Origin of the sequence: Planococcus glaciei, assembly GCF_900099655.1 — a bacterium.
Classification (GTDB): domain Bacteria; phylum Bacillota; class Bacilli; order Bacillales_A; family Planococcaceae; genus Planococcus; species Planococcus glaciei.
The window spans coordinates 41,322-63,541 of sequence record NZ_FNDC01000014.1; the positions used below are offsets into that span (position 1 = coordinate 41,322).

At 46.9% G+C, this 22,220-nt stretch carries 26 protein-coding genes and 1 riboswitch; of the genes, 18 read left to right on the forward strand and 8 right to left on the reverse strand.

Translation table 11 applies throughout. The features are described 5' to 3' along the window. The first annotated feature begins 111 nt into the window (after positions 1-111). The 3 genes from BLQ32_RS15625 to BLQ32_RS15635 all read left to right on the forward strand — a co-directional run bounded on the left by BLQ32_RS15625 (position 112) and on the right by BLQ32_RS15635 (position 2,265). Entirely contained in the window at positions 112-363 is a 252-nt protein-coding gene (locus tag BLQ32_RS15625) for a hypothetical protein (RefSeq protein ID WP_074511036.1), read from the forward strand. 95 nt (positions 364-458) lie between these two features. Continuing rightward, positions 459-1,829 carry a M20/M25/M40 family metallo-hydrolase gene (locus BLQ32_RS15630; RefSeq protein WP_074511037.1) on the forward strand — a complete coding sequence of 457 codons (1,371 nt, stop codon included), beginning with the start codon at positions 459-461 and terminating at the stop codon, positions 1,827-1,829. Positions 1,830-1,935: 106 nt separating this feature from the next. Next, positions 1,936-2,265, forward strand: a complete 330-nt coding sequence (locus tag BLQ32_RS15635) for a hypothetical protein (RefSeq protein WP_074511038.1) — start codon at positions 1,936-1,938, stop codon at positions 2,263-2,265. Between the two features lie 46 nt (positions 2,266-2,311). On the opposite strand, the gene BLQ32_RS15640 is transcribed toward BLQ32_RS15635, so the two are convergent. Further along, positions 2,312-2,785, reverse strand: coding sequence for a hypothetical protein (locus BLQ32_RS15640; protein ID WP_074511039.1), 474 nt, complete (start codon positions 2,783-2,785; stop codon positions 2,312-2,314). A gap of 131 nt (positions 2,786-2,916) precedes the next feature. Here BLQ32_RS15640 and BLQ32_RS15645 point away from each other — a divergent pair, with 131 nt between their 5' ends. The 8 genes from BLQ32_RS15645 (at position 2,917) to ystJ (ending at position 11,465) form a co-directional block, all read left to right on the forward strand. Beyond that, entirely contained in the window at positions 2,917-3,594 is a 678-nt protein-coding gene (locus tag BLQ32_RS15645; protein ID WP_074511040.1) for a hypothetical protein, read from the forward strand. Positions 3,595-3,716: 122 nt separating this feature from the next. Next, positions 3,717-4,703, forward strand: coding sequence for a LacI family DNA-binding transcriptional regulator (locus BLQ32_RS15650; RefSeq protein ID WP_074511041.1), 987 nt, complete (start codon positions 3,717-3,719; stop codon positions 4,701-4,703). 91 nt (positions 4,704-4,794) lie between these two features. Beyond that, a complete protein-coding gene (gene hisD, locus BLQ32_RS15655) occupies positions 4,795-6,075 on the forward strand; it encodes a histidinol dehydrogenase (RefSeq protein ID WP_074511042.1) in 1,281 nt (426 codons plus the stop codon). Between the two features lie 106 nt (positions 6,076-6,181). Continuing rightward, positions 6,182-7,504 carry a GntP family permease gene (locus tag BLQ32_RS15660; RefSeq protein WP_074511043.1) on the forward strand — a complete coding sequence of 441 codons (1,323 nt, stop codon included), beginning with the start codon at positions 6,182-6,184 and terminating at the stop codon, positions 7,502-7,504. 83 nt (positions 7,505-7,587) lie between these two features. Beyond that, the gene (locus BLQ32_RS15665) at positions 7,588-8,538 is read left to right on the forward strand and encodes a 3-hydroxyacyl-CoA dehydrogenase family protein (RefSeq protein WP_074511044.1); all 951 of its coding nucleotides are present in this window, start codon (positions 7,588-7,590) and stop codon (positions 8,536-8,538) included. After that, a complete protein-coding gene (locus tag BLQ32_RS15670) occupies positions 8,535-9,299 on the forward strand; it encodes an SDR family NAD(P)-dependent oxidoreductase (RefSeq protein WP_074511045.1) in 765 nt (254 codons plus the stop codon). Before BLQ32_RS15665 ends, BLQ32_RS15670 begins: the two co-directional genes overlap by 4 nt. 14 nt (positions 9,300-9,313) lie before the next feature. Next, complete coding sequence (locus BLQ32_RS15675) at positions 9,314-10,078, forward strand: 3-hydroxybutyrate dehydrogenase (protein WP_074511046.1); 765 nt, start codon at positions 9,314-9,316, stop codon at positions 10,076-10,078. A gap of 148 nt (positions 10,079-10,226) precedes the next feature. After that, positions 10,227-11,465: an NADP-dependent malic enzyme gene (gene ystJ, locus BLQ32_RS15680; protein ID WP_083335366.1), complete on the forward strand. Its 1,239-nt coding sequence runs from the start codon at positions 10,227-10,229 to the stop codon at positions 11,463-11,465. Positions 11,466-11,543: 78 nt separating this feature from the next. Here ystJ and metC read toward each other — a convergent pair whose 3' ends face one another. Further along, the gene (gene metC / locus BLQ32_RS15685) at positions 11,544-12,722 is read right to left on the reverse strand and encodes a cystathionine beta-lyase (protein WP_074511047.1); all 1,179 of its coding nucleotides are present in this window, start codon (positions 12,720-12,722) and stop codon (positions 11,544-11,546) included. A 76-nt stretch (positions 12,723-12,798) separates the two neighbouring features. Then, positions 12,799-12,901: riboswitch (SAM riboswitch) on the reverse strand. A gap of 192 nt (positions 12,902-13,093) precedes the next feature. Between metC and BLQ32_RS15690 the strand changes: the two genes are divergently transcribed. From BLQ32_RS15690 to BLQ32_RS15710, 5 genes are all read left to right on the forward strand, one after another. Continuing rightward, the gene (locus BLQ32_RS15690; protein WP_036810547.1) at positions 13,094-13,399 is read left to right on the forward strand and encodes an antibiotic biosynthesis monooxygenase family protein; all 306 of its coding nucleotides are present in this window, start codon (positions 13,094-13,096) and stop codon (positions 13,397-13,399) included. Then, complete coding sequence (locus BLQ32_RS15695) at positions 13,396-13,749, forward strand: hypothetical protein (RefSeq protein ID WP_036810551.1); 354 nt, start codon at positions 13,396-13,398, stop codon at positions 13,747-13,749. The genes BLQ32_RS15690 and BLQ32_RS15695 overlap by 4 nt, the downstream gene beginning before the upstream one ends. An 18-nt stretch (positions 13,750-13,767) precedes the next feature. Then, positions 13,768-14,421, forward strand: coding sequence for a cobalamin B12-binding domain-containing protein (locus BLQ32_RS15700; protein ID WP_074511048.1), 654 nt, complete (start codon positions 13,768-13,770; stop codon positions 14,419-14,421). Then, complete coding sequence (locus BLQ32_RS15705; protein ID WP_036810557.1) at positions 14,399-15,166, forward strand: STAS domain-containing protein; 768 nt, start codon at positions 14,399-14,401, stop codon at positions 15,164-15,166. The genes BLQ32_RS15700 and BLQ32_RS15705 overlap by 23 nt, the downstream gene beginning before the upstream one ends. Positions 15,167-15,277: 111 nt before the next feature. After that, positions 15,278-16,285, forward strand: coding sequence for an LLM class flavin-dependent oxidoreductase (locus tag BLQ32_RS15710; protein WP_074511049.1), 1,008 nt, complete (start codon positions 15,278-15,280; stop codon positions 16,283-16,285). An 85-nt stretch (positions 16,286-16,370) separates the two neighbouring features. Here BLQ32_RS15710 and BLQ32_RS19885 read toward each other — a convergent pair whose 3' ends face one another. From BLQ32_RS19885 to BLQ32_RS15730, 5 genes are all read right to left on the reverse strand, one after another. Continuing rightward, a complete protein-coding gene (locus BLQ32_RS19885; RefSeq protein ID WP_157833109.1) occupies positions 16,371-16,544 on the reverse strand; it encodes a hypothetical protein in 174 nt (57 codons plus the stop codon). A gap of 146 nt (positions 16,545-16,690) precedes the next feature. Beyond that, positions 16,691-17,575, reverse strand: a complete 885-nt coding sequence (locus BLQ32_RS15715) for a hypothetical protein (protein WP_074511050.1) — start codon at positions 17,573-17,575, stop codon at positions 16,691-16,693. Positions 17,576-17,795: 220 nt separating this feature from the next. Continuing rightward, positions 17,796-18,518, reverse strand: a complete 723-nt coding sequence (locus BLQ32_RS15720; RefSeq protein ID WP_074511051.1) for an amino acid ABC transporter ATP-binding protein — start codon at positions 18,516-18,518, stop codon at positions 17,796-17,798. Then, entirely contained in the window at positions 18,511-19,170 is a 660-nt protein-coding gene (locus BLQ32_RS15725; protein WP_074511052.1) for an amino acid ABC transporter permease, read from the reverse strand. The genes BLQ32_RS15720 and BLQ32_RS15725 overlap by 8 nt, the downstream gene beginning before the upstream one ends. Before the next feature lie 89 nt (positions 19,171-19,259). After that, a complete protein-coding gene (locus BLQ32_RS15730) occupies positions 19,260-20,042 on the reverse strand; it encodes an ABC transporter substrate-binding protein (RefSeq protein ID WP_036810572.1) in 783 nt (260 codons plus the stop codon). 167 nt (positions 20,043-20,209) lie between these two features. Between BLQ32_RS15730 and pcp the strand changes: the two genes are divergently transcribed. Next, positions 20,210-20,818: a pyroglutamyl-peptidase I gene (gene pcp / locus BLQ32_RS15735; protein ID WP_074511053.1), complete on the forward strand. Its 609-nt coding sequence runs from the start codon at positions 20,210-20,212 to the stop codon at positions 20,816-20,818. Positions 20,819-21,062: 244 nt separating this feature from the next. Here pcp and BLQ32_RS15740 read toward each other — a convergent pair whose 3' ends face one another. Then, positions 21,063-21,722 carry an HAD family hydrolase gene (locus BLQ32_RS15740; protein ID WP_074511054.1) on the reverse strand — a complete coding sequence of 220 codons (660 nt, stop codon included), beginning with the start codon at positions 21,720-21,722 and terminating at the stop codon, positions 21,063-21,065. Between the two features lie 160 nt (positions 21,723-21,882). Here BLQ32_RS15740 and BLQ32_RS15745 point away from each other — a divergent pair, with 160 nt between their 5' ends. After that, complete coding sequence (locus BLQ32_RS15745; RefSeq protein ID WP_074511055.1) at positions 21,883-22,173, forward strand: hypothetical protein; 291 nt, start codon at positions 21,883-21,885, stop codon at positions 22,171-22,173. Positions 22,174-22,220: the final 47 nt, after the last annotated feature.

A 22,220-nucleotide genomic window follows, 5' to 3' on the forward strand; every position in this document is an offset into this window, starting at 1 on the left:
TTAAGTGCTTGCCAAACCCAAGGTGCCCAAACACAGGAAGTTTCAAAGGAGGATCCTCCATTCAGCGATAGTATAACTAGTATAGAAATTTATGGTTTTCAAAACGGCGAATTGGTTTCCAAAATTGAAGATAAAAAGTTTATCAAAAAACTGATTGGTGAACTAAATGAGGCTGAAACAGCTTATACCGGGACAATGGACTTTGAGGACCCTGATTACCGATTGCGTTTTCAACAAGATGAAAAGACGGTTTTTCAATTAGGTTACTTTAAAGAAATGATGGAATTAGGGGTCAATGGGCATTATCTTGATTATGAAAATGAGTATTTGTATGAAGGGGAGCTTAAACTGCGGGTTGAGTGAGTGGATGTTGAAACAGGTTTAGAAACAAACCAAGAGTTACACCTTCAGCCTTACAAGGGTATAATGGATGACAAAGAAAAGGGAGGAATGGGAAAATGGCTGATGGAAGCGATTCTTTAAAAAGCGTTGAGGATTTGATTGAGGAACGAAAAGAGGAATATTTGGAGACGCTTTATTCCTTTCTCCGCATCGAAAGCGTCAGTGCCGAAAACCGAGGGATTGATGAGGCATGTTCGATGCTGAAAGAGTTGATGGAAAGTATAGGGATTGAAACGAAAATTCTGCCATCTGCCGGGAATCCCTTTGTTTATGGGGAAATCATCCGCGACCCGTCAGCTTTTACGTTATTGATTTATGGCCATTATGACGTTCAGCCGGCTGATCCTGTTGAAGAATGGCTGTCGCCTCCTTTTGAACCGACTGTACGCGACGGGAAGATCTACTGCCGCGGCGTCGGAGACAATAAAGGGCAATTGATGGCCCAGCTTCTGGCGATTAAAAGTTATCAGGATGCTATAGGGGAGCTGCCGATTAATATCAAATTCCTGTTTGAAGGGGAAGAAGAGGTCAGCAGTCCGAACCTTTCGGCATTTGTAGCGGAAAATAAAGAGCTGCTGACAGCCGATCTGGTTTACACATCAGATGGTCCGAAGCATGACAGCGGTGCCCCGCTGGTTCTGTTAGGCGTCCGGGGCATTACATATATCGAGATGACGGCTAAAGGCGCTGATTGGGATAACCATTCCGGCAACAAAGGGAACATTGTGCCAAATCCCGCCTGGAACATCATCGATTTGCTGAATACGATGCGCGATTCAGAAGGCCGCATCTTAATCGATGGCTTTTATGATGGGATCCGCCCGATTACAGAAAAAGAAGAAGCGCTCATCCGCAGTTTGCCGTTTGACCGTGAAAACATCGGAGAACAAGTCGGCTACGCCGATTTCAATATGGAAAAAGAAGAGTATTACCGGAAGCTGACACTGGAACCGACGTTTAACATTGCCGGATTTACCAGCGGCTACGGCGGGGAAGGTTCCAAGACAATCATTCCATCTACAGCCGTCTTGAAAATGGATATCCGGCTGGTAGTCGACCAGGACCCGGATGACATCTTCCGGAAAATCGAGGCGCATGTAAAAAAACATGCACCGGACATTGAATTGAAAAATTTGGGCGGCATGAAGCCTTCCCGGACTTCTGCTGATCTTGAAATCGTCGATGTAGTAAAAACGGCGGTCCGTGCAGCATTCAGGCAGGAACCGGTTATGCAGCCAAGCATGGGCGGCAGCCTGCCTGATTATGTCTGGACCGATGTGCTAAAGACGCCGTCGGTCATTGTTCCATATGCCAACTTTGATGAAGCCAACCATTCGCCTAATGAAAAAATGGGCATTGCTGATTTTACTGATGGCATCAAATGTACGTGCCATGTTATTGATGCCATCGGGAAAATGCCTTTCTGATTATGCGCTCTACAGAAAAAGACAAGGCAGCCTCTCTTGCTTTTCAAGGTGTTAAACCTTTTGAAGAGCGGGTATAGGGTAGGAGAGATTAAAGGAGGCGGCCTGTATGGAACTAGTGGCAGAACGGGACTTGTTAAAAGACGATTACGGCAATTTTTATATGATCTCCAATGCAAGCGAAGACAGTTTGACCGTGGTAAATGCAGCTTTATACTATGCTTTCAATGAAACGCTGGATGAGGCCCTCGTCGCTAAAGTAAGGAATCAATATCCGAACGAAATCGCCTGCGGCAAGTATTTCGCTGACTTGGTGGAAGCGCATATTGAAAAACTCGAAAAAGGCGAAGTGCCGGGCGGCATTTATTCGATTGACGAGGCGAAGCAGCATTACAGTTTACACATCAAGCCCATTTATGGCGATTCATTTAATGCATAAAAAAGCCGTGCCGGAAGAATATTCTTCCGGCACGGCTTTTCAGTCTTTATGGACCTACAGGTTCCAGTGCTTCGGATGCCTCAGACAGGACAACGCCGGATAAATCCTTGACGATGATTTTTGGCTGTTGGCCCTCATAATAAGCGGAATGGAGATAAGCGGTCCGCACCTCCGTATCGATGAAAGGTGCTGCCATCAAGTTATCGAGTGATTCTCCATCACTATTATCCAATGTAATGATAATCTCATCGGAATCTTTTTTGATTCCGGCAACTTTCTTCGTGCCTTTTGCATCTTCAGCAGCTATTTCCGATAAAAAAAGATCAAAGTCTTCCTGTGTTAAATGGATAGTTTCCCATTCTTGCAGGCTGATTTCCTCAAAAGGCTGATCCAATAGTTCAAGATTCGCACTGCTTTGTGCTGTTTGTGAATCCATCGCCGTTTTTTCTTCTATGTCGTTTGAACAGCCGGCCAGCCAAAAGCTGCAGATAATCCCGGCTACTAATAATTTTTTCTTCATAATTTCCCTCGCTTAATTTACAATGTTAAAAATAAATTTTACCAATAAAATCCTGAATCTGCCAACTTATTTGTGGATATTTTGTAACGCTGGCCCAAAAAGCACGTCTAATGCAAAAAGGAGAAATTTAGATGAAACGCTTCTGGGTATCTTCACTAATTGTTTTGCTGTTGTCAGCTTGTGGTTCAGAACCTGTTATGCCGGAAGTTGGAACACCTGAGCCTGAAACGGAAATTCCGGAGAAGGTGGATCAAGCCGCCGGAAGCAGCACGGAAGCAACGGATTCAGAAGAAAAGCAGAAGGATCTTTACGCTTATTTTATGGAAGATGGAACGATTGCCAAGTATAAAGGAGAAGGCAATGAATATGCTGCTCTGACATTGCGGACAACTTATTTGCCGGAAGGTCATATTGCCGTTTACGAGGATAATGGAGGAACGGTCACTTTGCGGGTTTACCGGCTTGGAGGTAACCGGGCAGAACTGGTGAAAGAAGAGTCGGAGTTTTATGAAGAATACACACCAACGGCAGAAGAGCTGCAGGCGCTGAAGCCGATTTCCCTTTATTATCAATTGCCGATTGCAGTGGGGGATGTAGTCAAAGGTATGGCTGTCATCCAAACCGATGCGCAAGTGGAAACGCCATACCGTAACTTTGACGGAGCAATTTTGCTGGAACAGACTGGCGAAGACGGCGCGTTGCTCCGCTCATACTTCGTTAAAGAATTTGGTGAAGTAAAACGGGAGTTCCGGATGACGGAAGGCGAGGAAGAATATATTGTAACTTCAAGTTTGGAGTCAATCGAGTGATTGGAGAAAACACCCATGCCATGAAGCAAGGGTGTTTTTGCAATTTTATGGAATAAATTGATGCCAACGATATCCAATTAGTGTATTCTAGAGTTCGAGATTAGCGAAAAGGGTTGAGAGAGATGAAACATACAGTAACGGCAAAAGATGTAGCGAAATTAGCAGGCGTGTCTCAGTCATCGGTATCGCGAGTGTTTTTTGAAGGAGCCAAAGTATCGGAGAAGACCCGGACAAAAATCATAGCTGCTGCGGAAGAACTTGGTTATCGCCCGAACGAATTTGCCCGCAGTTTGATCACCAACCGGACGAAAATCATTGGCATTGTCATGAAAGGCGTCCATAATCCGTTTTATCCTCAAGTATTAAAACAATTTGCAGCAGCATTTAAGAAAAAGGGATACAGCATCTTATTCGTCCATACGAATAATGATGAGATCGAGGCGGAAGATGTGGAAACATTGCTGAATTATAATGTCGCAGGGGTCATCATCACAGACGCGGTTATGGCGTTAACTGTAGGAGAAGAATTTAAGAAAAATAAGATTCCCGTAGTATTCTTCAACCGCAAATTGAATTCTGACGAATTTTATTCGGTCAGCTGCAATAACCTAGATGCCGGACGTAAAGTGGCGGAATATTTCTTTGATAAAGGAGTATCGGAAATGGCTTATATTGCCGGGGATGCAGATACATCGACAAGCAGGGATCGGCAAAAGGGGTTTCAGGAAGTTTTGAAACAGAAAAAAGCGCGCTATCGCCATTACTCTTCTGATTACACGTATAACGGCGGTTTTAAAACAGCCATGCATATGGTTGCAGAAGGAGATCTGCCTTCAGCGATCTTTGTAGCGAATGATATTATGGCGCTTGGCGTATTGGATGCATTAAAGGCAAATTCCATTGGAGTGCCTGGCCAAACGAAAGTCATCGGTTTTGACAATATTGAAATGGCGGCCTGGCCGGCATACCAATTGACTACTTGGGAACAGCCAATCGACAAAATGGTTCATGCTACAGTAGCTTATTTATTGGAAGAAATTGCGGAATATACAGGCGCTGCTGAAACACTTGAGGTGGATGGACGATTAATCGAGCGGGCAACTACATAATAGATATTGACTTTTTAGACAATTTGAAATATCCTTCTAAATGTAAGCGTTTTTGCATACGTATTCAATAAAAGAAACCGGAGGGATTCATATGGCAAGAGTATATAAAGCGGGGAAATCACAAGAAGAAGTAATCGCCAATGACGCAAAAGTATCGCAAATTGTGGCGGATGCTTTAAAAGATGTTGAAGAAAGAGGCGATCAAGCGGTCCGTGAACTGTCGGAGAAATTTGATAAATGGGCTCCTGATGCTTTCCGTTTAACTGCTGAACAGGTAAATGAAATCGTTTCCAAAGTTCCCGAAGAAGTGATTGAAGATATCAAGTTTGCCCAAAAGAACATCCGTGCTTTCGCGGAAGCACAGTTGGCTTCACTGAACGATGTAGAAGTGGAGCATATTCCAGGCGTTATTCTGGGCCATAAAAATATTCCAGTTAACAGTGTAGGCTGCTATATTCCCGGCGGACGGTATCCGATGGTTGCCTCTGCACATATGAGCGTGCTGACTGCTAAAGTTGCGGGGGTTAAGCGGGTAATCGCTTGCACGCCGCCGATTAACGGCGAGATTCCGAATGCGACCATCGCGGCAATGTCTCTGGCAGGCGCAGATGAAATCTACTTGCTTGGCGGCATCCAGGCGATGGGCGCGATGGCGATCGGCACTGAGACGATCGAAGCGGTCGATATGATCGTCGGCCCAGGAAACGCATTTGTAGCGGAAGCAAAACGCCAGCTTTACGGAAGAGTTGGAATCGACTTGTTTGCCGGACCTACAGAAACATTAGTAGTGGCAGATCACACAGCGGATGCTGAAATGATTGCAACAGACCTTCTTGGACAAGGCGAGCATGGCCCGACTTCACCTGGTGCGCTGATTACAACTTCTGAACAATTGGCGGAAGAAACAGTAAAAGAAATTGAACGCCAGCTCGAAGTCTTGCCGACTGCCGACGTTGCACGCGTATCTTGGGAAGATTACGGCCAAATTCTGATTGTCGATTCGATTGAAGAGGCACGCATTGAAGCGGACCGATTAGCATTCGAGCATGTGGAAATCCTGACGGAAAACCCGGACTATTTCCTAGAAAATATGACAAACTACGGCTGCCTATTCTTAGGGCCGGAAACGAATGTGGCGTACGGAGACAAAGTGATCGGGACGAACCACACCTTGCCGACAAAAGGGGCAGCACGCTACACCGGTGGCCTGTGGGTTGGCAAGTTCATTAAGACCGTGACGTACCAGAAAGTGACGACTCCGGAAGCAAGTGCTTATATCGGGGAGTATGCTGCACGCCTTTGCCAATTGGAAAATTTCGCAGGACATGCAGAACAGGCGCTTCTTCGCGTCAAACGCTACGGCAAAAAGTAAAGACTCGTTTTTCGGCGGAAGTAGATGCTTCCGCTGTTTCACTATCTTATAGCAAGATAAGGACTTTATTTGCATACTATTACACAAGGATGATGGAGGAAATTTCATGATAGGCATGATTGGATTGTTTGGTGGTCTGGCGTTATTGATTTATTTAACGATGAGAGGCATGAATTTGCTCATTGCGGCACCGATTACGGCTTTATTGGTCGCGCTTTTTAATGGGTTGCCTGTATTTCCGCAGCTGGCTCCCGAAGGGGCTGCCAACTTCTTAACAAATTACATGACCGGCTTTACCGGATTTATCGCTTCCTGGTATTTGATGTTCCTGACCGGGGCGATTTTCGGAAAAGTGATGGAGGACAGCGGCGCAGCAGACAGTGTGTCCAAATGGATTGTCAGCAAAATCGGCATGAAGCGTGCGGCTTTGGCTGTCGTTATTGCCTGTGCCGTATTGACTTACGGCGGCGTCAGTTTGTTCGTTGTCGCTTTTTCTGTATATCCGATGGCGCTTAGTTTGTTCAAACAAGCGGATTTGCCGCGCAGATTTATCCCGGCGGCGCTTGCCTTCGGTTCAACAACTTTTACCATGACTTCAGCAGGTTCACCGGAAATCCAAAACTGGATTCCAATTGAATTTCTGGGCACTACTCCGTATGCCGGTTGGGAAGTCAGTGCAATTGTTGCCGTCTTTATGATGATTTTCGGATACTGGTGGCTGAAGAAAATGATCAACAAGGCGGTATCAAAAGGCGAGCATTTCGTTGCACGGAAAACCGATCCATCTTCTGAAGCACGCAACGAATTGCCGAATCCACTGCTCAGCATGATCCCGTTATTGGTCGTATTGATTATTTCATTTATTTTCCACGATTCTCTAGGGACTTCGGCTTTAATTATTGCTTTAAGCGGCGGTATTCTGGCGACCTACTTGATCAACAGAAAGTATTTCCAAAATATTGGCCAGGCTTTCGGCGAAGGTGCTTTGGGTGCGGTCATTGCGATTGCCAATACCGCTGCAGTCGTCGGATTTGGCGGAGTGGTCAGAGCCACACCGGCATTTGAGACAGCAGTAGGCGTCATGACGGGCATTCCGGGAAGCCCATTAATCGGTGGAGCCCTGGCAGTTGCCATTATTGCCGGTTTGACCGGATCGTCTTCCGGTGGCCAAGCAATTGCTTTGCCGCTATTAGCGCCGCATTATTTGGATATGGGCGTCAACGCAGAAGCCTTGCACCGAACTGTGGCCATTTCATCCGGGTCCTTGGATTCTTTGCCGCAGGGGGGATATGTTGTGACAACAATCCGGTCAATAGCCGGAGAAACGCATAAAGATGCTTATCCTGCATTTGGAGCATTGACAGTAGTTGTGCCATTTATCGGAGCTGCATTGGCGGTCATCTTATTCTCACTTGGCCTTGGCATTTAACAGAAAAATACCCAGCAAACTATTCGTTTATTAGTTTGTTGGGTATAGTTCGTTTATACATATTAGAAAAAGAGGTGCAAACTATGGAAAAGATTTCGATTCTCGGATGCGGCACAATGGGGCATTCCATTGCATTGTCAGCTGCTTGGGCAGGACAGACGGTTAAAGTGTATGGCATCAATGACAAGGACCTTGAAAATGCAGCAAAAGGGCTGCGCAGCAAACTCAAAGTCATGGCAGAAAACGGCTTGTTTGATGAAACAGAAGCCGGCGGGATCAAAGAACGTATCCATTTTTCCACATCGCTTGTGGAAGTGGTGGAAGGGGCTACTTTCATCATCGAAGTAATTCCGGAAGTGCTCGAATTAAAGAAAAAGATGTACAAAAAACTGGAAGGCATGGTGGGGGAGGAAGTGGTCATTGCGAGCAATACTTCAGGCTTTAAGCCAAGTTTGCTGGCAGAAGAGATGGACCATCCGAACCGCTTTGTCGTGACGCATTTTTGGAATCCCGGCCATTTGATTCCGTTAGTGGAAGTAGTGAAAGGCGAACGGACAGATGAAACGACTGTCGAACGTGCGATGAATGTGCTAACGGAGATGAACAAAAAGCCGATTCTGTTGAACAAGGAATTGCCGGGCTTTATCGGCAATCGGCTTCAATATGCATTGTTCCGGGAAGCGCAGGATTTGCTCGATTCAGGGGTCGCGACGAAAGAAGATATTGATGCTGCCGTGACTTACAGCATCGGACGCCGCCTGCCCATAACGGGTCCTTTAATGACAGCCGACATGGGTGGATTGGATGTTTTCTCAGCTATTTCGAATTATTTATTTGAAGATCTCTCGAAAGCCGAACGGTCCGGCGAAGTCCTAACGAAACTGGTAGAAGAAAAGAAACTCGGAGATAAAAGCGGCGAAGGATTCTATAAATGGGATCCGGAGATTTCAGAGAAAATAAATGCAGAACGGGAGCAGACGCTCATTTATTTCCTGAAAAATGACATGGCACTTAACGGGGAGGATGGCAAATGAATGGCTACTTTTCCGAACTGGAAAACAAAACGGTCATTGTGACAGGCGGCAGCAAGGGAATCGGCAAAGACATCGCTTTGACTTTTGCCAAACTGAATGCCAATGTCGTAATTTCTGGACGCAACAAAGATGTCCTGCAAGAAACGCTGGAGGAGCTGCAGTCGTTCAACAAACAGTGCACGGCAATATCCGGAGACTTAAGCGATATTCAAGAAGTGAGGCGCCTGATCGATACAGCTGCTGACGAATTTGGCACGATTGATGTACTGGTCAACAATGCAGGCGTTAATATTGCGAAGCCGGCCATGGAAGTGACGGAAGAAGACTGGGATACCGTCCTCGATTTGAATTTAAAATCGGCCTTTTTTGCCAGCCAAGCGGCTGCAAAGTATATGCTCGAACAGAACAGTGGACGCATCATCAACATCGCTTCCCAAATGGCGTTTGTCGGATTTGCTAAACGTGCCGCTTACTGCTCCAGCAAAGGCGGCCTAGTGCAAATGACAAAAGCGCTTGCTGTAGAATGGGCGAAAAATGGGATCCGTGTCAATGGTGTTGCCCCGACATTTATTGAAACCGAACTGACGGCCAAAATGTTTGAAGATGAAGAATTCAAAAAAGAAGTGAATAGCCGGATTCTTTTGGATGGCCTATCCCAGCCAAAGGATATTTCAGGAGCTGTCCTTTACTTGGCTTCAGACTTGGCAAACTTTGTAACAGGCGAAACGATTAAAGTGGATGGCGGCTGGACCGCAATTTGACGGGAGGAAATTGAATGGAAGGGAAAGTGTTATTCATCACGGGAGCCGCACGCGGCATCGGCTTTGATATTGCCAAAGCCTTTTCGAAGGCAGGTGCTAAAGTCGTCGTTTCGGATTTGGCGCAAGAAGCAGTGGATGCAGCCGCCAAGCAATTGCCTGGGGAAGCGGTGGGCATCGTCTGCGACGTGACAAAAGAAGAAGAGATTAAACGTGCAATTGATTTCACAGTTGAAACCTATGGAAGCCTTGACTACCTCGTGAACAATGCCGGCATGCAGCATGTCTCGCTCCTTGAAGATTTTCCGACAGAGAAATTTGAACTGCTGGTTAAAATCATGCTGACGGCGCCGTTTATCGCAACGAAGCATGCATTGCCGCATATGCGAAAACAAGGGTTTGGCCGCATCATCAATATGGCATCGATCAATGGCGTAATCGGGTTTGCCGGAAAAGCGGCTTATAATTCTGCCAAGCACGGCGTCATTGGATTAACAAAAGTGGCGGCGCTTGAAACGGCAGCACAAGGCATTACGGTAAACGCCATCTGCCCGGGATACGTCGATACTCAGCTGGTGCGCAATCAATTCGCGGATTTGGCAAAAACACGCAAGATTGAGTTGGAACAGGTTTTGGAGGAAGTGCTGTATCCGCTCGTACCGCAAAAGCGTTTGCTGGACGTCAATGAAATCACGGATTTGGCACTTTATATTGCCAGCGATTCTGCCCGCGGAATGACAGGACAAGCGATCATTTTAGATGGGGGCTATACGGCCCAGTAATCGCAGTAGGAAGGAAGCGGCTAGGAAAGCGCTTCCTTTTTTGTCTTCTCGGCCAAAAGGCTGAATTGTCGGAGCAAACGACGAAAAGGGGTTTTATTTTTCAGAATAGTCTTTATAATAAACCATTATGACAAAGGGAGATGAGGCAATGTCGAACCTGAAGAACGATTCTTTGCAGTTGCATCGGAAACATCAAGGGAAGTTGGAAGTCCGGTCCAAAGTGGCGGTGAAAAACGAACGGGATTTAAGCCTTGCCTATTCTCCTGGAGTGGCGGAACCATGCAGGGAAATAGCTGAAGACCGCGGCAAAGTATATGACTATACGATGAAAGGCAATACAGTGGCGGTCATCACGGATGGTACTGCGGTTCTTGGGCTGGGCAATATCGGCCCTGAAGCGGCATTGCCTGTAATGGAAGGGAAAGCATTATTGTTCAAAGAATTTGCGGGTGTCGACGCGTTTCCGATTTGTTTGAACACGACGGATGCTGAAACCATCATTCAAACGGTCAAATTGCTTGAACCTGGCTTTGGCGGCGTCAACTTGGAGGATATTTCGGCGCCGACTTGCTTTGTTGTAGAAGACCGTTTGAAAGAGGAAATGGGCATTCCGGTTTTCCATGATGACCAGCATGGGACGGCAATTGTGACATTGGCTGGTTTGGCCAATGCCTTGAAATTGGTCGGAAAAGAGATTGCTGATACAAAAATCGTGGTTAACGGCGCAGGTGCAGCCGGTATAGCCGTCGTGAAGCTTTTAAGGAAGTTTGGCTGCAGCCAGCTCGTGATGTGCGATACAAAAGGCGCTATTTTTGAAGGCCGGACATACGGCATGAATCCATACAAGGAAAAAGTGGCGGAAAACACCAACCCGGACCGTTTGGAAGGCTTGCTGGGCGACGTTATCCATGGTGCAGATGTCTTTATCGGCGTTTCAGCGGAAGGGGCGCTGACGCAGGAGATGATCCGGACAATGGCAAAAGATCCAGTCATTTTTGCAATGGCCAATCCAAATCCTGAAATCCTGCCGCATTTGGCGAAAGAAGCGGGCGCGCGCATTGTCGGGACCGGGCGTTCCGATTTTCCGAACCAGGTCAATAATGTGCTGGCCTTTCCCGGAATCTTCAGAGGGGCTTTGGATGTTCAAGCAAGCCAAATCAATGATGCGATGAAAATTGCGGCCGTGGAAGCCATCGCCGGCCTGATCGAGGAGCATGAACTTCATGACGATTATGTGATACCGGCTCCTTTCGACCTGCGTGTAGCACCGGCTGTAGCTGCGGCTGTTGCGAAGGCCGCAATCGAGACGGGCGTTGCCAATTACGCATATTTGCCGCAAAACACACTGGATGGCGTTCCTGCTGTTTTCGGCAAAGAACATATATAATAGAAGAAAAGCGGCCTATCCTTTTGGATTGGCCGCTTTTTAACATCGATTTTGAAGAGTCAAAGAAGCTTTGCAGGCCTATAGAAGCGATGGTGCGTTTCCGGTTTGCTGCCGAACTTTTTGCAATGCCTGTTCCAAGTCTTCCAATAAATCGTCGGTGTGTTCCAACCCGACAGACAAGCGCAGCAGGCCATCGGTTATGCCGCGTTTGTCGCGTTCTTCTTTTGGCATAGAAGAATGGGACATGGTTGCAGGATACGACAAGATCGATTCGACTGCCCCTAAACTGACGGCAAATATCGGAATCTGCAAACTTTCCACAAATGTTCGGGCCGCCTCCTTGTCAGCTAGCCGGAAAGACAAGACAGCTCCGGCACCTGTTGCTTGGCGTTCATGGATCGGGTATCCCGGATGGAAGCGGAATCCCGGATAATAAACTTCTTCAATGGCCGGGTGGCTATGCAAGTAATCGGCAATAATGCGCGCCGAAGCGGAAGATTGCTTAAGACGTGCCCCAAGTGTCTTGATGCCTTGGATTAGCGTATAAGCATCCTGGGCGCCTAAAACAGAACCGAAGGTATTTTGGATAAAACCAAGGCGGGTGCCGAGCTCTGCATCTTTGGTTACGGCAAGGCCGGCAATGATGTCGCTATGTCCGGACAGAAACTTCGTCGCACTGTGTAGGACCAGGTCCGCTCCAAGGTCCAGCGGATTTTGGAAAAGCGGCGTCATAAAAGTATTGTCGACAAATGTCAGGCAGTCATTCGCTTTTGCCAGTTTAGCAGCGATTTCAATATCGGTGATGTTCATCACCGGATTGGAAGGTGTCTCAAGGTAAATGACTTTAGTGTTCGGGCGAATCGCTTCCGCCATTTCGCTCAAGTCCGTCATATTGACGAATGTATAATCAATCTGGAATTTGTTCAAAACTTCTGTAACGAACCGGTAAGTCCCGCCGTAGACGTCTTTAGAGACGAGCACGTGGTCACCTGTTGACAGCAGCATAAAAGCCGATGAAATTGCGGCCATGCCGGAAGAAAAGGCGAATCCGCGTGTGCCATTTTCCAGTTTGGCAATGGTTTCTTCCAGTTTTAAACGCGTCGGATTTCCGGAGCGGCTATAGTCGAAAGGGCCGAATTCATCAAAGCTTTCCTGATGATAAGTCGAAGATAAATAGAGGGGAACGTTGACTGCCCCGGTTTCACGGTCTACGCCGGTGGCATGAATAAATTGCGTTTCCAATTTTTGAGTTGTCATGTTTATCATCCTTTCATATAAAAAAACAGGGGCTTTCTTCAGAAAAGAAGAAAGCCCCTGTTTTGGGAATATCATCTTCTCATCTGCTAGGCTGCTGCCTATTGGAATTAGCACCGTTGCCGTTAGGCTGGTTGCTGAGACATCGCAGGGCCAAATCCCTCCGTCTCTCTTGATAAGAAATAAATTATGAAGTTATGTCTAATTCGATAATTGTAAGTCTAGAGCATTTTAGATAGAAGTGCAAGGGAAAAATTGAAATAGTCTAAATACAGCCGCTTGAAGTATGAAAGAAGCGAAAGGGCATTTCTTTTAATTCGAATAGCGAAAGGTTATAATTAGCATTAACTATTTTTTATAAAAGGGGAATATGGATGTATATTGTGACTTCAACTGTAGAAGTACCGATGGAAAAAACACAGGATCTGATTGAAATATATCAAAATCGTTCCCGCCGGGTAGACCAGGCAGAAGGCTTTCAGCAGTTTCGCTTGATCCAGAACACCAAAAAATTAAATGAATTGACCGTGCACATGGAATGGCAGTCAAAAGAGTCTTATTTAAAATGGGTTCGCAGCAGCGAGTTTAAAGAAATTCATGAACTCGAAAAGAACTACCCTGACAAGGACCTGGCAGGAATTGCTCCGAAAGTCCGCCAGTATGAAGTGGTGGCCGAATGAACAAAGCCATTAAAGACCAAATTGCACTGGAAACGGCCAAGAGCATTTATGAAGCTTACCCCAATTTGTGGGAGCGATTCGGCGAGCGGGGATTTCAGCATACAGAAAAAGACAACCATCACCATCTGGACCATTTGGAAACAGCTTATGAATTAGAAGACATGCAAGTTTTCCTTGATTATAGCCGCTGGCTCGAGACGGTGCTGAACAGCCGCAATGTGGAAACTGCACTTATTATCGATAATTTTGAAAGGCTTATCGACATTCTACCGGGGAAAACGGGAAAGCAGGAAGAGTGCTTTATGCTCGCCTGCCTGAATGAAGCGAATGCCTTACTTACTAAACCGTAGCAAAAGGAGGTTGATCCGATGATTCAACCCATTCAATTAGCGGATTTGTTTTTGGAAGGCGAGGATATGAAAGCGTTGCGCCACATCCGTTTCTTCCTCGATCAGCACAGCCGCAAAGAATTATTCGACCATTTGCTGACACCGGCAATGTATCATATTGGCTCCTTATGGGAAAACAATGAAATAACAGTAGCGGATGAGCATTTAGCGACAGCCATATGTGATTTTGTTGTATCCGCCGTGGATAATCGTGAAATGGCAGAAAAAGGCCTGGAAAGAAAAGTGATGGTTCTTGGTCCCGAAGGGGAAGACCATTACATCGGCCTGAAAATGGTCTCCAGCCTTTTTCGCGACCATGGCTGGTCGGTGAAATACATGGGCCCGAACCTTCCGTTGCCGCATGCTTTGGAAGCTGCGGAAAAATGGCAGCCCGATGTCGTCGCTTTATCGGCGGCACTTGTTTACAGGCTGCCTGTTTTAAAAACTTATGCACAAGCGTTTTTGGCATTGCCGTCAAAACCTGCTGTTTTGATTGGCGGACGGGCGGTCAATGTTTCCAATGTGAACTCTTTGAGAAGCACAGGTGCGATGGTTATACAAGATTTAAGCCAGTTGGAACTCTGGCTGAAGACGGGAGAGAAGCCGCGCAATGACTACGACATCTCAATTTAATGGATTGCCGCTCCCGGCATATACACTGGATCGCCAGCTGGTCATCATCGAAGGCTCAGCAGAAGCGATTGAGCTATTTGGCGACTGCCGGATTTTCACCGATATTGTCGATGAAGAAAGCCTGAAAAAAGCAAAAACCCTCTTAAGTTCCGAAGTTCTTCAACCAAAATTTGAGCTTAACTTTATTTCCCGAAAAGGCGAGTTGTTTTTGGCCGATGTTTACGGGAAACGGAGTGATTCAGGAAGCCTTTCGCTCGTTGTTGTGCCTAAGGACAATCAATTGGAGCGTGTGGCAAACCAACTGGCCAAACTGCGCGAAAGGCTCCGGGAGACGGATTATGATTTGTTCCAGGAAAAAGAACGCACGGTCGAATTGCTTCAAAGGGTGCGCGAATTGTCTGCACCGTATATTCAATTAGATGCAAACCGTCTGCTGGTGCCGCTGTTCGGCGATTTGACCGAAGAGCAGGTACAGGCATTCTCCCCGCGCCTGTTGGCGAACATTTACGAAACCCGGGCAGAAACCGTAATTTTTGATTTAACTGCGATGGGAAAAATTACAGACGGCGGCCTTCAGCAGTTGGCCGATTTGCTGCAATCGTTGACCATTATGGGGACAGCCAGCATTTTTACAGGCGTCAAACCGGAACATGCCAAGCACCTGCATCAGATGCAGGCGAAGCTGCCGATGCGTTTTCTTTCTTCGCTGCAACAAGTCTTGTCGTCCAACCGGTGGACAAGCTAAAGCTGACTCTTTTAAAAGAGCCGGCTTTTTTCTTTGCCCGAAAGCATGAGCGGGAAAGATGTAATGATTTGGCAAAATCGATACAATATGTAGGGTAAGGAGTGAAGAACAATGCACATAAAAAAGTTTAAAGATATTCCTCTATCTGTTTTGGATTTAGCACCGATCAACGAAGGCAGCAACGCCGGAGAGACGTTCCGCCGCAGCGTCGAGCTGGCCCAGCAGGTTGAAAAGTGGGGGTTCAACCGCTACTGGCTTGCTGAACACCACAATATGCCGGGAATCGGCAGTTCCGCGACTTCGGTATTGATCGGCCACATTGCAGGGGCGACTGAACGAATCCGTGTCGGCTCAGGCGGGATCATGCTGCCGAACCATGCACCGCTCGTCATTGCGGAACAGTTCGGAACGCTCGAAGCGATTTATCCAGGCCGTATCGACTTAGGGCTTGGACGTGCTCCCGGCAGCGACCAGGCGACCGCTTATGCGCTCCGCCGCACCTTGCAAAGCAGCGGAGATGATTTTCCGCAGCAAGTGTCCGAGCTGGAGAATTACTTTTCCAATAAACCGGTCGGCCGCGTTCGTTCGTATCCGGGCACAGGCCTTCGGGTGCCGCTTTGGCTTTTGGGATCCAGCGGCTTTAGTGCCCAGCTGTCGGCCATCAAGGGGTTGCCGTTTTCCTTTGCGAGCCATTTCGCGCCGGACTTTACGATGCAGGCGCTGCAATTATACCACCAGAATTTCAAGCCTTCTGCCGCACTGAAAGAGCCGTATGCCATGGTTGGAGTGAATGTCATTGCAGCGGATACCCAGGAACGCGCAGAATGGCTGGCGACATCCGGCCAGCAGCAAATGTTCAACTTGATGCGGGGCATGCCAACTGAGTTCACGCCGCCGATCGACAATTTGGATGAAGCCTGGACGGACCGGGAAATCGCCATTTTCAAAGAAAAGCTGGATACGGAATCGATGATTGTCGGCACGCCTGATGTAGTGCGCGAAAAATTGAGTGCCTTTATCAATAAAACCCGTGCCAACGAAGTGATCATCAACTCCCAGGTTTTCCACCAGGAAGACCGGCTCCGCTCTTATGAGATTGTTGCCGAAATGATGGAATGAAAAAATCCCCTTCAAGATTTTGCTTGAAGGGGATTTTTGTTCAGCAAACGGCCTCCCTGGAAACAGGGAGTGTCAGCCCTATGGTTTACTGGAGATTTTGCGCTTTTTTCTCTTCGTCTTTCACTTCTTCGGGGATATCATCGTCTTCCAAAAACGAAAATACGGGTGATCCTTCGCCAATCATGTCCAGTGATGCAAAAAAATCGTCGTCAAACTGCCGGCGTTCAACTTCCTGCGGGTCCACACGTCTGCGGTCCATGATTAAAACCTCCTTATTTGATTTGTTGGACATGTGCAATTGAAGAGAGGACACTGCTCTACACCTTCATTATACTGATTATTCTGTTTATATCAAAAGGAATGAATTATAAAAAATGCCCGCTAAAAAATAGCGGGCATTCGTTGTTATTTTGCAGTCGCTTTGGCATTCAATATCATTGATTCAAAGAAAAGGGAAGGGGCCGTTTGATTCCATTCAGCCGAGACGGCATCTTGTGTCCGTTCGTCGATGACATCGTAAGCCATTTCTGTGCGAAGGTCCTCTGTCAATGGGATTTTGACAAGCGGGCCTTTAGGCGTCAGCCAGTTCAGCTGCTCACGGCGGTTTTGCAGTGCATGGGAAATCCACTTGTCCTCATCTGCTTCAGAAGCAAAGAACGGTTCTGGAGACAGCATAAACCAGGTCTGCATCTCATGCTTAGGCGGCAGCCAGAAGCTCTTCGCCAGTTGTCCTTCTTCCAAAGTCAGGCTGGGAATCTCATGGCGCAGTTCATTGACCGCTTCTCCGTTGCCCAGTTTAATCGGCCTGGAGACGTATAAATTGCCCTGCAAAATTTCGTCTTCACCCGTGGTTATAGTTCCATACGGATTGGTCGTAGGATCAGCCCCGTAAGTATCGTCCTGGGCTTGCTGCACCGGCTCGAGGTTCCATGACTTCACTTTCGCCTCTTCCAGATTTTTCGTATTCAGAGAAACGGCAAACGGCATCCAGCCGGTATTCGTTACTTCTTCAAATACGATTTTCACTTCGTTTTCAAGTGTTCTTTCTACCAAAGTATAAGAACCGAGCGATAAACCGAAAAGCGTAATTTCATATGTGTGTGTTACATCCGGGCCTTCTTCAGTTTCTTTGGCATCCGATAACGTGAAGAAAGTGGGCTTTTCAATTGCCAAAGCGATGCCGCCTTGAGAATAAACTTCTGTTTCGTTTTTCAAAAACATCATGCCGGTAAATAAAATAAGCGCCATGAAAAATACTACGCCAATTAAAATAACGATCTTTCTAAACAAATAATTCACCTCATATAGTTTTAGCTCTTTTGATTATATCACGCGCTTTACCGTGGATGAGGGAAGAGATATGAGCATCGGATGAACAAAAGGGGGAGTTGCCCATAAATATGGGGGAGCCGCTCGTAAAAAGAAGAAAGCCGCTCGCAACTCAATCGAAGTTGCTCGAATCGCAAACCAAGCTGCCCGTAAATAAAAAAAGCGCCACAAGGGCGCTCGTTCACAATACTTTTTCTAGAAAATCGCGTGCCCGTTCGGTTTGCGGGCTATTGAAAAACGCTGCTGGCTGGCCTTCTTCGACCAGGACGCCGTGGTCAAGGAAAATCACCCGGTCTGCGACTTCACGCGCAAAGCCCATTTCGTGGGTGACGACGGCCATCGTCATGCCGGATTTCGCCAGGTCTTTCATGACATCGAGCACTTCTTTCACCATTTCAGGATCCAGGGCGGAAGTGGGTTCGTCAAACAGCATCAAGTCAGGTTCCATGGCAAGCGCCCGTGCAATCGCGACCCGCTGCTTCTGGCCGCCGGACAGACTGCTTGGATAAGCTTTTTCTTTTTCAGCGAGGCCGACGCGCTTCAGCAAAAGCCGTGCTTTTTCCTGAGCGGTTTCTTTTTTCTCGCCTTTTACTTTCATCGGGGCATAAGTCAGGTTCTCGAGAACCGTCAAATGCGGAAACAGGTGAAAATGCTGGAACACCATGCCGATATGCTGGCGGATTTTTTGGACGTCCTTTTTGGGGCCGGTCAAATCCTGCCCGTTCACTACGACGGTTCCGTACGTCGGAATTTCAAGCATATTCAAGCAGCGGAGAAACGTTGACTTCCCGGATCCCGAAGGGCCGATAATGGAAACCACTTCGCCTTTTTTTATTTCAGTGGTGATGTCTTTCAATACTTCGTTGGTGCCGAATTTTTTATAAAGATGTTCCACTTTAATCACTTTGTTTCAGCCTCCGTTCAAACATTCTGCCAATGACCGTGAGTCCCATGACAAGGCACCAGTAGATCAATCCGACAAATAGGAGCGGTTCGAAATTGCGGAACAAATCGGAACCGACCACTTGCGCTCGGCGCATCAAATCCAGGTAGCCGATGGTTGAAACGATGGCGGATTCCTTGGTCAGGGTAATAAATTCGTTCATCAAAGCAGGCAGGATGTTTTTCAGCGCCTGCGGCAGGATGATGTCGGTCATCATCGCGCGGTAAGGAACACCAAGTGCCTGAGCGGCTTCCATCTGCCCTTTGTCGACAGCCTGTATGCCGGCACGGATGATTTCAGAAATATATGCTGAGGAATTCAATCCAAACGCAAGAATGGCGGATAAAAATGGCGAGATGTCATATCCGGTCAGCTGTGGGATGGAATAATAGATGATCATCAATTGTAAAATCAGCGGCGTGCCCCGGAAGATTGACGTGTACGCATCCGCAAACCAGCGCAGCGGTTTGATGGAACCGATTTTAAACAATGCCAGGACGGTCCCGAGAATGGAACCTAAGATGATTGCGAAAAATACGAATTTTAAGGTGACCCAAATCCCTTCCAACATGAAAGGAATATAAGGCACGATTTGTGAAAAGTCCAAGTTCATTTTATCCAACTCTTTTCTGATTAAGAAGATGATCCCACTTTTACTGGAGACAGGAGGTCGCGGTCAAAGTGGGATGGATTAGTGTCTCTTTATTCTTCAATTTTCCATTTCTTTTTCAGTTCATCCATTTCTCCGCTTTCTTCCATTTCAGCGATGACGCCGTTTACGTCTTCCACAAGGTCACTGCCTTTCGGGAACGCGACTGCCATGCCGGGTGAAGCTGTTGTTGGATCGTCAAATGCGTCTAAGTCCTGGGCTTCGATATAGCCTTTGGCAACTTGTTTATCCATATAGGCAGCATCAATGCGGTTCGATAGGATTTCCTGGATCAATGCACCGGAATCATCCAAGGCTTTCAATTCGAATTTGATATCGCCTTCTTTCAGAATGGCATTGGCGCCTTCTTCCTGGATGGTGCCAAGCTGGACGCCGACCACTTTGCCTTCCAAATCTTCAAGCGTTTTGATGTCAGAACCTTTAGCTGTCAGGAACATTTCGCCTGAATGGTTATATTCAGTTGAGAAGTCGACGTTCTTTTTGCGTTCTTCCGTAGCGGACATGCCGGCAATGACCATATCCACGCGGTCATTCTGCAAAGCACCGATCAGCCCATCAAATTTCATGTCGGTAATATTCAGTTCATAGCCCAGTTCGTCTGCAATATGGTTGGCTAAATCGATATCAAAACCGACGATTTCGCCTTCGGTATTGCGTGATTCAAATGGAGGGAATTCTGCAGACGTTCCCATATCCAATACTTTTGCTTCTTCGGATGAGCCGGAATTTCCTGACTCGGATGTATCACTGCCACACGCACCAAGCAGCAAAGCTGCGGATGCAAAAACTGCAAACATGGTATGTTGCTTTTTCATTTATAGTTCCTCCTAGTAAATTCTCTATTGGATATTTATTCGACTAAATGAATTTTAACAAATAACGAAATAAAAAGAAAGTTTTTTTATAAAGTAAAATGAATAAATATGTATTTTAATTATTCTGTATTTTCCTGTATAATTGGGAAGATTGGAGGGATGCGGAAATGAAAACATTATTGCTAACCGGATTTGAGCCGTTTCTTGATTTTACGGTCAATCCGACAATGAAGATTGTCGAAGAGTTGAACGGAGCAGAAGTGGGCGGCTACAAAATTATTGGCAAAGTAATGCCAGTGGATTTTCATGCTTCGGGAAATCAATTGCTTGGATTTATAGAAGAAACGGCACCGGACGCGGTGATCTCTTTAGGCCTGGCGGCTGGGCGCTATAAAATGACGCCGGAACGCATTGCCATCAATTTCAAAGACGGACTGGTGGATAACGAGGGCCATCAGCCGGTGGATGAACCCATCAGGGAAGCAGGGGAGCCGGCTTATCTTTCGACACTTCCTGTCCGGAAAATGGTGGACCGGTTGATCGAAAGTGGGCTGCCGGCAGAAATCTCGAATACAGCCGGTGCTTATTTATGCAATAACGTTATGTATGAAGGCCTTCATTATGCGAGCAAGCACAAGCCAGATCTGCCTTCCGGTTTTATACATATCCCGGCCTCCCATGAACTTGCGATTCAGCATGGAAGGATTCCGAGCTGGTCTCACCAGAACTTGGCAGCGGGTATCCGGATTTGCATCGAAGTGTTGGGCGAACAATAAGAAAGGAGTTGTCCCAAAAGTAATTTGGGACAACTCCTTTGCGACGAAGCTAGCGCAGCGATGCAACGCTCTTTCATGTTTCGAAGCTAGCGCAGCGATGCAGAAACAGGAGCAATAGTACTCCCCAACGCTTTATTAGAAGCAGGGGGCTGTCCAATAAGTCTATTATTCGACTTATTCGACTTATTGGACAGCCCCTTTTTTGTCTACACATTTTAAACGCATATCCTTGCGCACACAATTTTTAAAGGATTTCCCAGTTCCGTTCTTTCGCCACATTCCGCAGGCTTGGTTCCGGCTGGACGGCTACAGGATGGCCGACCAGTTCTAGAACCGGCAAATCGGAAAGGCTGTCGCCGTAAGCATAGCTGTTCGGCCAGTCAATGTCCTGGCCGGATAAGGCTTCCTTGATTTTTTCCATTTTAAGCGGCCCTTGGATATGTGAAATTTTCGCTTTCAGGTCAAGGATGTTGCCGGCATAAGGAATTTCGGTGCCGATGATGGTCCCGATGGGCAGTTTTTCTGTCACTGCATGAAGCAGCGGAGTAAATGCACCGGACACGAGCATGACGTAATCGTTGTCGTGGACATGCTGTTTCAAGCGTTCAACAACCGTCGGATTGAAATCTCCATGCATTTTATCGGCAATTTCGCTGAAATACGTTTCCAATTCCGGTTTTGTGAAACTTTCAAGTGCGGCCAAGTAAGCTTGGACCGACTGTTCCCGCATTTTTTTCACGGAGACCAGCTTCAGCTTGGAACCGATATAAGGGGGCATGATGGCCCGGTAAAACTGGCGGTACCGTTTGCTGTGCACAGGATGGGTTTTTAAATGCTCCATCATCAATTGAAAAGTTTCTTTTGAATATAAAGTTCCGTCAAAGTCAAAAATGGCGACGCGCATAGAAATCACTCCGGTTTTAGGATTTTTCTGATAGTCCAATCATAACGGAAAGAGCAGGCAGCTTCTAGTGGCAGTCACTGTTCCTGAACAGAAACCTTATGTTTATGCGTCTTCGGGCGCAGGGTATAGAAAGAAAAACAGATACTGGGAGGTTTTTTGGATGGCAGTACAGCGAATTATGGTCGGCTATGTGGAACTAACAGAAGCAGAATCGGAAGAACTTTTTCAGGAAGTGAAAAAAGACAAGGAAGTGGAGAGCTATGATGCGCTTCAAGCCTTGATGGAAGATTTTGACTCGCGAATCATCGAACCGGAAACAAAGCCTTTAAAAGAACTGTTGGATGAAGAAGCGCCGACAGAAGAAGCAAATGCCGGAACCCGCTATATAGAAATCTTCAATAAGCTGGAGGAAGATTCGCGCTACCGGATCAAATCATCCAAACAAGATTGAAGATTCACCGATAGATAAAACCAGTTGCAGCCAAGCAACTGGTTTTT